Here is a 12,612-nt window from a genome sequence, read left to right on the forward strand (position 1 = left end):
CTTATTTATTCCGTTTTATACAGTCTTCTCCCTCTTTCTATCCTGTTAACTTGACAACCAAATAAATGTATATCTGTATATTACGCAAAAATACTTCCATTTACCTTCCTATTGATGTAAAATTATTCCTATGTTTTACTTTTTAATACAGAAAGGGATTACTATGAACTCTTTAATTAAAGTAACTTGTACAGCATTATTATTTACAGGAATATTAACAGGATGTAATAGCAATACTTCACAAAAACAAGAAAAGAGCGCTCTCAATAAGAATGCAATGCACTATGGAGAAATAGTTAAAAACGAATACTATAGAGCGACAGTTGAGAATGCAAAGTTTGAAAAAATAGACAAAGAGCGGCGCCTTACTACTCGTGTTATGATTAATAATGTTCGAGACGATGGACAAACTATTGATCTTTCGGAAATAAAATATTTCATACAAGATGAAAAAACTGGTGAGAAATATGAAGGTGAAGCTCATCCGATAGATGACGAGCACTATAAAAATGTTCCACACGAATTCTCTTTAACTACTGACATTGTGTTTGAACTGAAAACTTCACCAAAAGATTTAAATAATATGTATTTATACATAGATAGCAAAGCTGCGCCGTTAACAAATACATATTGGAAGCTTGATAATTTAGTATCTAAATAGAAAGACCAGTCTTAAATGACTGGCCTTTTTATATTCATACATTTACCTTTCATTAGCACTTATATTAATTTTCTAATAACAACTTGAATAACATCAGCTAAACCAGTGTGCCCTTTCCCTTCAACTCGCTCTTGTTCTCCATTAAAAAAATGAATTACCTTATGTTCTTCACACCAAGTAAGGATATCAATTGGATCATACAGCATATCAACATCTTTTGGTCCACCAGTACTATAGTTTATTTGTTTTTTTGAGTAAACTTCAAACATAATTAATCCACCAGGCTTTATCGTTTGTATCATTTTACCTAATATCATTTTTTTATAATCATCATGAAAATGTCCAAATACCATAATTGCTGCATCATATTCATTTTCTGGCAAACTATCAGCTAATAAATCTACTTTTTTTGTATGCACGTTTACGTTATGCTTCTCTGCCAATTTTTTTGTCTTTTCTAATCCATCTTCCGAATAATCAATAGCTGTTACTTCGTTCCCTTGTCTTGCTAGAAATACAGCATTTCTACCTTCTCCCTCCGCAAATGCTATTACTTTATTGTGATTTGCTAAACGAAATGCTTGTTCTTTAATAAATGTATTAGGTTCTTCCCCGTAAAAATATTCATCTGATTTATATCGATCATTCCAAAAATTATTCATCATCTTCTCTCCTTCTACATATCATTTTCTAACTACAATTAAAGATATTAAAGAGCCTTTTTATCCTTAATTAATTTAAAAATAAAAGCAGATTAAAAATCCACTTTTATTTTTTTCGCAAGATCTACGATTTTTTGATTTCTTAACTCTTCTTCCATTTTCTCTTCTGCTGCGAGCATTGCCTCATTAATTAAACATCCAGGTTTGTCATGTAAACAACAGTCAAACAATGATGTTTTCCCTTCAATTGCATGTATAATATCTAAAAATGAAATATCTTCCCAATTCTTACTAAGCGAGTAACCGCCCTTTGGACCAGATGATGAATGTATCATCCCTTCCTTTGTCAACTTAGTTAGTATTTTAGACAAGTACGTTGGTGAAACATTTTGCATTTCTGCTAATTGGTGAACACTAACTAACTTATTTGGTGTGGCCTTTGCCAGAAAAAGCATTGTATGAAGAGCATAATTTGTAGCTTTAGAATATTTCATAGTACAGCTCCTATTGTAGACTTCATGTATCTACAATAACTTTATTTTTTTATTATGTCAAACGTTTGTAATACTCCATACAACATTATTTCTTCACAAGTAATACATCTGCTGCGCAAATCGTCACTTCTCTAAATGGAGAGTCAAATAAAACACCTAGTTCAAAACCATCTTCAGTAAGAGCTATTTCATGATATAGCCACCAAGCACTTTCAAAGTTTTCCGGCATAGAACACTTTGTTACTCCTATAAAGGTTACTTCAAGTTTATCAAATTCACTAAAAGTACCACTGCAATCTAATACGATAGACAAAGTATCTTCTGATTCTCTCTTTATTACTTTCATTACACTATCGTGTAGTGATGTCTTGTGTAACTGAGCGACATTTGACGGAAGTTTTTTCTCAATGGAATTAAAATATTCTACGTATGATTGATCTAATTGTGCCACTCTTTTCTCATAATCTGTTGTCCACTCTTGCATACGTTTTTTCAGTTCACCTGATGGGTATTCTGAATTAATTGTGATGTTTTGTATAATTGAGTATATCGATTCAGGAAGGAATTTTAATAAATCTATTTTCCTTTCCTCTATTTCTTCCTTTAAACTTTGTATATCTATTTCTGACCATTCTTTTATAGACTCTATAAAACTTACAAATTCTAAAACTTGCATTTTTTTATACCATTCTCTTGTAAAATATTTCAATGACACCTCTCCTAAAACATCTTTACATCCAGTAAAAGCAATACATTCACTTATTATATCATTCCAATAACCATTTTTTCTAAAGAAATAATGTAAAAATGTAAATATTCCGCCTATTATTTCTAAAACTTCAGAATATTTACAAAAGTATAAAATTAGAATACATTTTAGCTGTACAAGATTCACCTGTACAAAAATTCAAACAAAAAGGGATGGTTATATGTTGAAGAAATTAGTAGCAGGGACATTAGTAGCGGGTTTTGCATTAACTGGAGGACTAGGTGCAGTAAGTGCTGAGGAAAAAAGTAACACAATTAAGTCATTTGATTATTTAAAAGTGGATGAACAAAATGTTAATTCATTTGCAAAATTAAGTGATCAGGATAAGAAAGATATCCAAATTACTATGGTATTACCTAAGCAAAATGAAAATGGAGATTGGCTAGCTTATGGTTTTACTAGCCGCGAAACATTGGATGCGTATATTGCAAAGGATAAAAAAGCAATTAAAAATAATATTAATCCTTTAGGTAGCGGTGCTGGTAGTACTGATTTTTACGAACATAAAGATAAAGGTGGTCAATATATTTACTGGAGCAGCGGCTTTAAAAACTTACCATCTAGCTGGAATGACAGAATTTCTTCTGTAAGTACAGCCTCACCTTCTGCAAGTTATTCAACGACACTTTGGGAGCACACTTCAACACAAGGATATGGAAAAGGTGTTATATTTAAACACGCTGATTGGTATGGTAAAACTGCTAATTTAGCTCCTGATTGGAACGATATTACTTCAGCGATTGAAATTAAATAGTAATAAGATATTTAATTTCTTCTATAAAAATTCAAACCACTATTCTCTCTTTCATTTAGAGAATAGTGGTTTATCATATTTCCATTTAAGCATGTACAGCATGTCCTACCGCTTGCATTAACGCTTCATGAATTGCTTCTGATAAAGTAGGGTGTGCTGCAATATAATCTCTCATTATATCAGCGGTAACTTCTGTATGAATCATTACGGTTCCTTGACCAATAAGTTCAGTTGCATGAGGACCGATAATAGAAATCCCTACAATTTCTTGGTATTTAGGTTCTACAATGACTTTTACTTTACCTACTTGTTCTCCTAAAATAAGAGCTTTTCCGTTCGCTGTAAAAGGAAATTCTCCGATGAGAATATCATCATATTGTTCTCTTGCACCTTTTTCACTTAACCCGACACTAGCTATTTCTGGAGTTGTGTATATACAACGGGGTACAGCGCGATAATTTACTTTCACGTCTTCTCCGCTTGCGTGTAATGCTGCTGTCGTTCCTTCATGGAAGGCAACGTGAGCAAGCTGAATTCCACCGATCACATCACCAGCTGCGTAAATATGCGATATGTTCGTTTGCATATGTTCATTCACAGCAATCCCTTTATTTGAAAACTGAACTCCTGCCTTTTCTAATCCTAATTGTTGCACTCGTGGTTTTCTTCCTACAGAAACAAGAACAAATTCTGGAGTTACTTCGTGAGTAATTCCCTCGTATTCAAATGAAGCTTGCTTCTTATAGTTATTTAAACCTTTTAAAACTGCTCCCGTAAAAATTTTCACCCCATCTTTTTCTAATTTCTCTCTTAAAGTATTCGCGATATCTTCATCTTCACCAGGTATTAATTGCGGTGCCATCTCAACTATCGATACTTTTGTGCCAAGTCTACTATAAATACTTGCAAACTCGCATCCTATTACACCACCGCCAACGATTAACAATGAAGATGGTACACTCTCAAGAGACATTGCATGGCTACTATTTAAAATCCATTTTCCATCGAACGGAGCGAATGGTAATTCTGTAGGCTTGGAACCAGCTGCGATAATAAAGCTCTCTCCATCGATTAATTCTTCTTTATTTTCTTGTACAACTCGCACACGATGATCCGTTTCGAATTTCGCTTTTCCTTTTACAACTTTAATTTTATTTTTCTTCATTAAATATTGTATTCCTTGGACAAGTTGCATTACGATTTGTGATTTCCTCGCCTGTATTTGATCCCAATCAATTGAGATATTTTCTGTATTAATCGTAACTCCATAAGCATTCGCTTTTCTCACAATGTCATGTACTTCAGCACTTTCTAACAGTGATTTCGTCGGCATACACCCAACATTTAAACATGTTCCACCAAGGTCAGCTTCATCAATAAGAGTGACATCTTTGCCATTTTGAGCCGCGGTAATCGCTGCTACATAGCCAGCAGGTCCGCCCCCAATAACAACTAATTTACCCATTCTCTCACCTTCTCTTTATAAAAGAATTGTTATAGGTTCTTCTAAATAATGTTTAATTGTGCGTAAAAATGCAGCTGCTGGTGCACCGTCTAGTACACGATGATCGAATGTTAAACTTAAAGGTAACATACTACCTTTTTTCAATTTTTCCCCTTTATATACAGGAACATGTTCAATTGCACCTACACCTAAAATACCAGTTTCAGGTGTATTTAATACCGGCGTAAAATATTCAATACCAAAGCTACCTAAATTACTAATTGTAAATGTCGTTCCGTGCATATCATCACTACTTAAGCTACCTGCTCGTGCCTGTTGTGCCACATTCTTAATCTCTTTAGACAACTCTACTAAAGATAAATTATTTGCAAAGCGAATAGCTGGAACGACTAACCCTTTTTCTAATGCGACTGCCATGCCTAAATGCACATGTTCAAATTGATGAATTGCATCATCTATATAAGCGCTGTTCATTTCTTTATGCTCTCCAAGTACTAATACAACAGCACGCGAGACGAAATCCGTAATGGTTAATTTATTATCATATCTTTTTTGTACAACTTCCGTTATTTCTTTATGTAAAGCAACTAAATCTGTTACATCTACTTTCATCGTTAACGTTAATTGTGCACTATTTTGTAAGCTTGCGTGCATACGATTTGCGATTGCTTTACGCATACCAGTAACAGGAATCGCTTTACTTTCTTCTTGTTCAGATATTTCCGGAACGTTTACTCTTACCTCAAGTGCTTTTAATACATCTGCCTTTGTAATCCTTCTGCCAGGACCTGTACCAACTAATGCCTTGATATTCAGATTTTCAGACTTTGCAATTTTCTTCGCTACAGGTGAAATTTTAATTCTTTGCTTCGATACTTCTTTCCCATTTGCTTCTTGATTTTGTACATTTTGTACTTCTATATTAGATGTTTTTTCTTCTACAACATGTGTGCTTTCCTGCATTTCTACTTTTTCATTCGGTTTACCGATGTAGCAAATTACAGTACCAGGCGGTACTCCTTCATCTTCACTTACAGCTATATCAAGTACCGTACCATCAGCTGGCGCTTCAATTTCTGTTTCAATTTTTTCTGAGTTAATACTAGCGATCAGTTCTCCTTTTGCTACATTATCGCCTACTTTAATATTCCAGCTCGTAATAATACCTTCTTTCATCGCCATACCTAACTTCGGCATTACAACTTCTACAGCCATGTGTCTCTCTCCCTTCTCATCGTTTTATTACACATGTAATAAAGATTGGTCTCCGATCATTTCTGATACAGTTTCAATTACTTTTTCTGGCGTTGGCAAATACAACTTTTCAAGTGGTGGTGAGAACGGAACAGGTGTATGTGGTGCTGTAATTCGTTTAATAGGTGCATCTAACAAATCAAAACCTTTATCCGCTACAATTGCCGCAATATCTGTTGCGATACTACATCTAGGATTCGCTTCGTCAATGACGATAAGACGATTTGTTTTTTCAACAGATGATAAAATAGTATCTTCATCAAGCGGTGATAAAGATCGTGGATCAATTACTTCTACTTCAATCCCCTTTTTCGATAATTGCTTTGCAGCTGCAAGCGCTGTATGAACTTGCTTTCCGATTGCGACAATTGTTACATCAGAACCTTCCCGTTTAATATCTGCTTTTCCTAATGGAATTGTATAGTATCCTTCTGGCACTTCACCTTTCATATTGTAAAGTGTTTTATCCTCAAAGAAGATTACTGGATCATCATCTTCAATTGCCGCTAATAATAAGCCTTTTGCATCATACGGTGTGGAAGGAACAACAACTTTAATACCTGGTATGCTCGTAAATAATGCGTACAAACTTTGTGAATGTTGAGCTGCTGCACTAAAACCAGCGCCATGCATCGTACGTACTGTAACGGGTACTTTTGCTTTACCTCCAAACATATAACGGAATTTCGCACCTTGGTTTAATACTTGATCAAGACAACTACCGATAAAATCATTAAACATTAATTCAGCTATCGGACGTAACCCAGTTGCTGCAGCTGCCATCGCAGCTCCCATATAACCCGCTTCAGAAATTGGTGTATCCAATATACGATTTCGGCCAAACTCTTGTACAAGTCCTTTCGTAACACCAAGAACACCACCCCAAGCTTCATCATCTTGCAGATGATCAACTTGTGCACCGCCTGCAACATCTTCACCTATTAAAATTACATTTTCATCACGACGCATTGAGATTTTCATCGCTTCATTAATTGCAGTTGACATACTTACTGTTCTAGTCATAATTTTTCACCCTCCTCTTATTTGTAAGAAACGTATACATCTTTTAATAATTCTTCATCGTCTGGGTATGGACTATTTTCACTAAATTCAATGGATCTTTGTACTGCATCATCTACTGCTTTTTCCATATCAACAAGTTCAGATTCCGTTAATAAACCTTCATGAATTAAATGCTTACGGAAATTCACAATTGCATCTTTTTCATTTAAATGTTCTTCTTTTTCTTCTGATGTTTTATATGTTTGCGCTTCACCTTCGAAATGACCATAATTACGATATGTCATACATTCAATAATTGTTGGACCATCACCATTACGCGCACGTTCCACTGCTTCTGCAGCAGCTTTATATACAGCTAAAAGATCTTTTCCATCTACTTGAACACCTGGAATATTATAAGCTTTTGCGCGATCAGCAATAGAATCACAACTTGAAGCATATTCAAATGTAGTTGCTTCACCGTAACCATTATTTTCTGCGATAAAAATAACCGGTAACTTCCAAATCGCTGCTAAATTAACCCCTTCATGAAATGTCCCTTCATTATTTGCTCCGTCACCGAAGAAGCAAACACTTACATCTTTTGTTCCTTTATATTTAGCTGTTAATGCTGAACCGCAAGCAAGTGGGAAACCCCCGCCTACAATGCCATTCGCACCAAGCATTCCTTTATCTAAATCGGCAATATGCATGGAACCGCCTTTACCTTTACATAATCCTGTCGCTTTCCCGAAAAGTTCAGCCATCATACCGTTTAAATCACAACCTTTTGCGATACAATGTCCATGACCTCTATGTGTACTTGTAATACTGTCACTATCCGTTAAGTGGGCACATACACCAACTGCTACCGCTTCTTCACCTGCGTATAAATGAACGAAACCTGGCAAAACGCCTTGCGCGAACAATTCATGCACCTTATCTTCAAACTTACGAATTTCTAACATTTTTTCGTACATCCAACGAGCTTGTTCTTTCGTAATTTCATTCCCTTTACTTTCAGTTGTTTTTAACATGTCCAGCCCTCCTATTTTTTTGTTCGTCTTTTATATTGCAAGTATTGTGCCAATTTTGAATCCTTGATTTAATAGGTTTTCTCTATCTTTTAACAATAAAAAAGTGGACAAAATGAGACGTTTGTCTCGTTTTGTCCACTTTTGTTCCCTTAATAAGAGAATTGTTACTTTATTCATTATCAAAGCTCTTCTGTAGTTTTCGGATGTAAATAATTTGACCAATATGATATGCATTATGAGTTGTTACATTCGCTAGCACTTCCCACCACTTTGCAGAAACAGGAAATCCCACTACATCACTTTCAACCTTTTCTTCATTTATGAGATTTTGCCATTGTAACAGTTTTTCTAGTAGTTTTTCCCGTAATTCATCGAAAGTTTGATTATCTGAGAGCATAAAACTTTTGTTATTATCTCCTATAGCGGGTACTGCATTCACATTTGATTCTTTATACCTAGTTTGCCACGTAGAGTTCCAATACAGTAAATGTTGTACGATTTCAGCTATACTATTACTCTCTTCATTCGGTTTCCAGAAAGCTTCCCTCTCAGATAAATCCTTAACTGCATCTGAAAATGGCATATACCAACTAGGATCATTTGCATTCGCTAATAGCTGATCTGCTAATACATCTTTCACATGGACCATTTTTCTCCCTCCTGTTAAAAAGATTCATTTCATGACAAGACTCACTTCTCTAAATACGCTGAGTTTGTAAGATTTCCTCTTTTTAAACGCAATCCCATACATATGCACATAAAGAAACTGAAAGCACCTAATCCATAAGCTGCTGTATAACCACTTTCCCCAATAATCCAGCCCGCAAGTCCTGGTCCAATCATTTGACCAACTGCATAGAAAACAGAAATAAAACTAATTGCCATTGATACATATTTCCGAGATACTTGCTTTGAAGCTGCAACTTGAATTAATAAAAGTATACCTCCGAGGCTAGAACCCCAAATAATTGCCGACACGATAAAACCAACTATATTTCCAAATATAATTGGAACCATATCACCTATAACAGCTAATAAAAGTGCAATACATAAACTCTTCTTTATACCTATCCAATCCGAAATAAATCCCCAGCCAGGTGCTCCTGCTATTGAACAAATACCAGCAATCGCATAAACAGTTCCCGAAATTGATGCTGAAATACCACTATCAATCATAAAACTAGTTTGATATAAATTTGGAATTAAATATACAACACCAACAATAAAATACATCCATGCTATGATATAGAGCTCTTTCGTTTTCCATAAAAACGATTTATTACCCTTTTTTTTCTCATCTTCAGTAACTTCTGGATTTTTCAAAACAACTGAAGCGGCGAATACAACGATACATGTAATAACTCCAAACAAAAACCATGCACCACGCCAACTATACTCAGGAAATGTGTGCACTACATAAGGAACAATTATTCCACTAAATAGCATACCTATACCTGCACCGCTTAATAACAGCCCCATTACAGTTCCTCTTTTGTCTGGAAACCACCCTACCGTTATTGACATGAGTGGTGTATATACAAGAGCACTACCAACTCCAGCACATAGCATACAAAAAGCAACTATCCAAAATGAAGAAACAAACGCTAATCCCATTAAGCTTATAACGACGAACCAACAGCCTATTAATAAAACTGATTTTGCGCCAAAACGGATAGTAAATATTCCAGATGTTCCTACAGTTAATAAATAACCTAAAAAAAGTATGGTTCCTAGCATACCTGATTGAGCCGTAGACAAGTAAAGTCCTTCCTGCATAAATGGCAGTATTATTCCATATTCCATACGGGCGAAACCAGTTGTTGTTATAATAAGAAAGATTCCTATTAATACAAATATCCAAAAATGACTTTCATTCCGCTCTTTCATTTAAATTCCTCCATAAAAAATTATTTCCAATTGGATGTTGATTGTAATTATAATGATTATGACAAAATACAACTACCAAATGGCGGAGGAGTTTACGGTATAACGGATTTTTAATACATACGCAAAATTTCAGAAGGTTTCATTCCATATTTCTTTTTAAATGACTCTGAAAAATGACTAATATTATTGTATCCAACAGCAACTGCCGTTTCGGTCACATTACTAGTTCCCGAACGTAATAAAAGCATTGCTCTTTCCATTCGCTGTTCTCTTAAATATGCAAATGTGGACGTACCAAATAATTCTTTAAAACCAATTTTTAATTTATAATCATTTAATCCTACTATTTTAGCCAATTCTAATAATGATGGGGGTGACTCTATTCTTTGAAGTAAAATTTCTTCAGCTTGTTTTATTTTATTCAAATCCTTTTTGGATAATTGACTCCTTTTATTTGCGTCACGATCATTAAGTAATACTTTCCCAAAGTATATAGAAAGCAATTCGAGCGCTTTGCTTTCTATTTCGAGTTGATTAATACGATCCTTTTGGGGATTCTCTAACATTCTCTTAATAATATTAGATGTTAGGGAATCAATGGGGGTTTGAAACTTTTTAAAACATTGATTTCCTATTATAGTATGAAAATCATGACTTTTTTCAATAGCGTAATTTAGCATGAAATGATTAAACAACTGTACAGGAATTCCAATTGCTAATGAATATAGTGGAGTTTCTTTTTCATATTCAAATAGAACTTCAAAGTCATTCATAAAATATAAATAGCTATTCCCAGCCATTAATTTATTTGTGGAGTGACCAACTTGTACTTCCCCGGATCCTTGTAAACAAAAATTAAGTTCCACCATTGCTGCATCCGATGCAAATTGAATGCGATGGTTTTTATGAAACTGATAATTTGATAGTACTATTTCCATCCCAGAAAACGAGCTCCACCTTCGCACTTCACCCTTACCTATTGTTTTTGGCACATACATATATCTTTCTTCTACAACTTGTAACCCATGAAAATATTTATTAAAAATGTCATGAAAACTGTTAGTCTTCATGAAATCCACACTCCTTTTATATACAAATTACAATCAATTGATAATCATTTTCAATTATAACAAATATTTTTATACAATAAATAGCTTTTACCTTTATATCTCGTTATGATAAAAGAAAAAGAAAGCGAGCCGACAATGAATAAAAAAATTGCAATTATTACTGGGGCTTCAAGTGGATTCGGCCTATTAACAACGCTTGAACTTGCAAAAAAAGACTATTTAGTCATTGCTACAATGCGACACCTAGAAAAACAAGGAACCTTACTATCTCAAGTTACTAAGCTCAACTTACAGCACAATATAAAAGTTCAACAATTAGATGTAACAGATCAAAATTCTATACATAATTTCCAATTGTTTTTAAAAGAAATTAATAGAATAGATCTCCTAATAAATAATGCAGGATATGCAAATGGGGGCTTTGTAGAAGAAATCCCAGTAGACGAATATCGAAAGCAATTTGAAACGAACCTTTTTGGAGCTATATCAATCACTCAGCTTGTTTTACTATATATGAGAAAACAAAGAAGCGGAAAAATCATTAATATAAGCAGCATTAGCGGCCAAGTTGGATTCCCTGGCTTATCTCCTTATGTATCTTCAAAATATGCATTAGAAGGCTGGAGTGAATCGCTTCGCTTAGAAGTAAAAACTTTCGGGATAGACGTCGCTTTAATTGAACCTGGTTCTTACAACACAAATATATGGGAGGTTGGTAAACAACTAGCTGAAAACCAATCTGATACAACATCTCCTTACAAAGAATATATGGATAAAATACAAAAACATATTAATAGCGGTAGTGATACATTTGGTAATCCGATAGATGTTGCTAATAAAATTGTAGAAATTGCTGAATCTAAGCGTACAAATTTACGATATCCAATCGGTAAAGGTGTGAAATTTATGATCTTTGCAAAAAAAATTCTTCCTTGGAGATTGTGGGAACACCTTGTTTTGAGAAGCTTTAAGAAAATGTAATAAACTTTTTGAAAACTATTTTGAAAGAGGTGCTAATTAAATGTTAGGTTTACCGCATGGGAAAGTGTTTTTAGTGCCGTGGACTGAAGAATGGGAAATTGAGTTTATGAAAGAGAAACAAATCATTGAGGAACAAATTGGCGAACATATTTTAGCGATACACCATATTGGTAGTACTTCTATTCCACATTTAAGTGCAAAGCCAATTATTGATATAGCAATAGAACTAAAAAATAATGCAGTTGGCATACAATGTATCGCAAAGTTGGAACTACTAAATTATAAATACAGAAAAGATGTCTTGCCTGAAAGATACTATTTTAATAAAGGAGAGCCACGAACTCATCAAATTCATATGTATGAACAAGGAAATAAATATTTAATAGAACAATTACAATTTCGAGATTACTTAATAGACAATAAAACTGCTCGTATACAGTATGAACAGTTAAAAATTCAACTTTCACAAGCTAATCCTACTGATAAACATAAGTATGCGGAGGATAAAACAAATTTCATTACATTCATACTAGCTAAAATAAATGATTGAATGAAGAAGACCGAATTTCATACACA

General features: G+C 34.2%; 15 protein-coding genes. 4 read left to right on the forward strand and 11 right to left on the reverse strand.

Annotation, left to right across the window (positions count from 1 at the left end):
- The first annotated feature begins 163 nt into the window (after window positions 1–163).
- Window positions 164–661, forward strand: coding sequence for a hypothetical protein (locus tag AC241_RS13845; protein ID WP_043935601.1), 498 nt, complete (start codon window positions 164–166; stop codon window positions 659–661).
- A gap of 59 nt (window positions 662–720) precedes the next feature.
- Here AC241_RS13845 and AC241_RS13850 read toward each other — a convergent pair whose 3' ends face one another.
- From AC241_RS13850 to AC241_RS13860, 3 genes are all read right to left on the reverse strand, one after another.
- Window positions 721–1,326 carry a class I SAM-dependent methyltransferase gene (locus tag AC241_RS13850; RefSeq protein ID WP_029442524.1) on the reverse strand — a complete coding sequence of 202 codons (606 nt, stop codon included), beginning with the start codon at window positions 1,324–1,326 and terminating at the stop codon, window positions 721–723.
- A gap of 89 nt (window positions 1,327–1,415) precedes the next feature.
- Window positions 1,416–1,817 (reverse strand): Rrf2 family transcriptional regulator, encoded by a 402-nt coding sequence (locus AC241_RS13855; protein ID WP_000877649.1) that lies wholly within the window; start codon window positions 1,815–1,817, stop codon window positions 1,416–1,418.
- An 85-nt stretch (window positions 1,818–1,902) separates the two neighbouring features.
- The gene (locus tag AC241_RS13860) at window positions 1,903–2,526 is read right to left on the reverse strand and encodes a DUF4085 domain-containing protein (RefSeq protein ID WP_016081318.1); all 624 of its coding nucleotides are present in this window, start codon (window positions 2,524–2,526) and stop codon (window positions 1,903–1,905) included.
- A 220-nt stretch (window positions 2,527–2,746) separates the two neighbouring features.
- Here AC241_RS13860 and AC241_RS13865 point away from each other — a divergent pair, with 220 nt between their 5' ends.
- Window positions 2,747–3,340: a hypothetical protein gene (locus AC241_RS13865; RefSeq protein WP_016081317.1), complete on the forward strand. Its 594-nt coding sequence runs from the start codon at window positions 2,747–2,749 to the stop codon at window positions 3,338–3,340.
- A gap of 85 nt (window positions 3,341–3,425) precedes the next feature.
- Here the strand turns inward: AC241_RS13865 and lpdA are convergent, their stop codons facing one another.
- The 8 genes from lpdA to AC241_RS13900 form a co-directional block, all read right to left on the reverse strand.
- Window positions 3,426–4,805, reverse strand: coding sequence for a dihydrolipoyl dehydrogenase (lpdA, locus tag AC241_RS13870; RefSeq protein WP_050843899.1), 1,380 nt, complete (start codon window positions 4,803–4,805; stop codon window positions 3,426–3,428).
- Window positions 4,806–4,820: 15 nt separating this feature from the next.
- The gene (locus AC241_RS13875) at window positions 4,821–6,020 is read right to left on the reverse strand and encodes a dihydrolipoamide acetyltransferase family protein (protein WP_050843901.1); all 1,200 of its coding nucleotides are present in this window, start codon (window positions 6,018–6,020) and stop codon (window positions 4,821–4,823) included.
- A gap of 27 nt (window positions 6,021–6,047) precedes the next feature.
- Window positions 6,048–7,082, reverse strand: a complete 1,035-nt coding sequence (gene acoB / locus AC241_RS13880; protein WP_043935606.1) for an acetoin:2,6-dichlorophenolindophenol oxidoreductase subunit beta — start codon at window positions 7,080–7,082, stop codon at window positions 6,048–6,050.
- A gap of 17 nt (window positions 7,083–7,099) precedes the next feature.
- Window positions 7,100–8,098, reverse strand: coding sequence for an acetoin:2,6-dichlorophenolindophenol oxidoreductase subunit alpha (gene acoA, locus AC241_RS13885; RefSeq protein WP_000921275.1), 999 nt, complete (start codon window positions 8,096–8,098; stop codon window positions 7,100–7,102).
- Window positions 8,099–8,128: 30 nt separating this feature from the next.
- A complete protein-coding gene (locus AC241_RS34805) occupies window positions 8,129–8,275 on the reverse strand; it encodes a hypothetical protein (protein ID WP_016081313.1) in 147 nt (48 codons plus the stop codon).
- The gene (locus tag AC241_RS13890) at window positions 8,268–8,747 is read right to left on the reverse strand and encodes a DinB family protein (protein ID WP_000233794.1); all 480 of its coding nucleotides are present in this window, start codon (window positions 8,745–8,747) and stop codon (window positions 8,268–8,270) included. Before AC241_RS13890 ends, AC241_RS34805 begins: the two co-directional genes overlap by 8 nt.
- A gap of 41 nt (window positions 8,748–8,788) precedes the next feature.
- On the reverse strand, window positions 8,789–9,985 hold the full coding sequence (locus AC241_RS13895; protein ID WP_050843903.1) for an MFS transporter: 1,197 nt from the start codon (window positions 9,983–9,985) through the stop codon (window positions 8,789–8,791).
- Window positions 9,986–10,095: 110 nt separating this feature from the next.
- Window positions 10,096–11,055, reverse strand: a complete 960-nt coding sequence (locus AC241_RS13900; RefSeq protein WP_016081311.1) for a helix-turn-helix domain-containing protein — start codon at window positions 11,053–11,055, stop codon at window positions 10,096–10,098.
- 135 nt (window positions 11,056–11,190) lie between these two features.
- On the opposite strand from AC241_RS13900, the gene AC241_RS13905 reads away from it, so the two are divergent.
- Both AC241_RS13905 and AC241_RS13910 read left to right on the forward strand, forming a co-directional pair.
- Entirely contained in the window at window positions 11,191–12,036 is an 846-nt protein-coding gene (locus AC241_RS13905) for an oxidoreductase (protein ID WP_050843905.1), read from the forward strand.
- A 40-nt stretch (window positions 12,037–12,076) separates the two neighbouring features.
- Window positions 12,077–12,586: a GrpB family protein gene (locus AC241_RS13910; protein WP_050843907.1), complete on the forward strand. Its 510-nt coding sequence runs from the start codon at window positions 12,077–12,079 to the stop codon at window positions 12,584–12,586.
- The last annotated feature ends 26 nt before the right edge of the window (window positions 12,587–12,612 follow it).

This window comes from Bacillus thuringiensis, from assembly GCF_001182785.1.
In the GTDB taxonomy this organism is placed as follows: domain Bacteria; phylum Bacillota; class Bacilli; order Bacillales; family Bacillaceae_G; genus Bacillus_A; species Bacillus_A thuringiensis_S.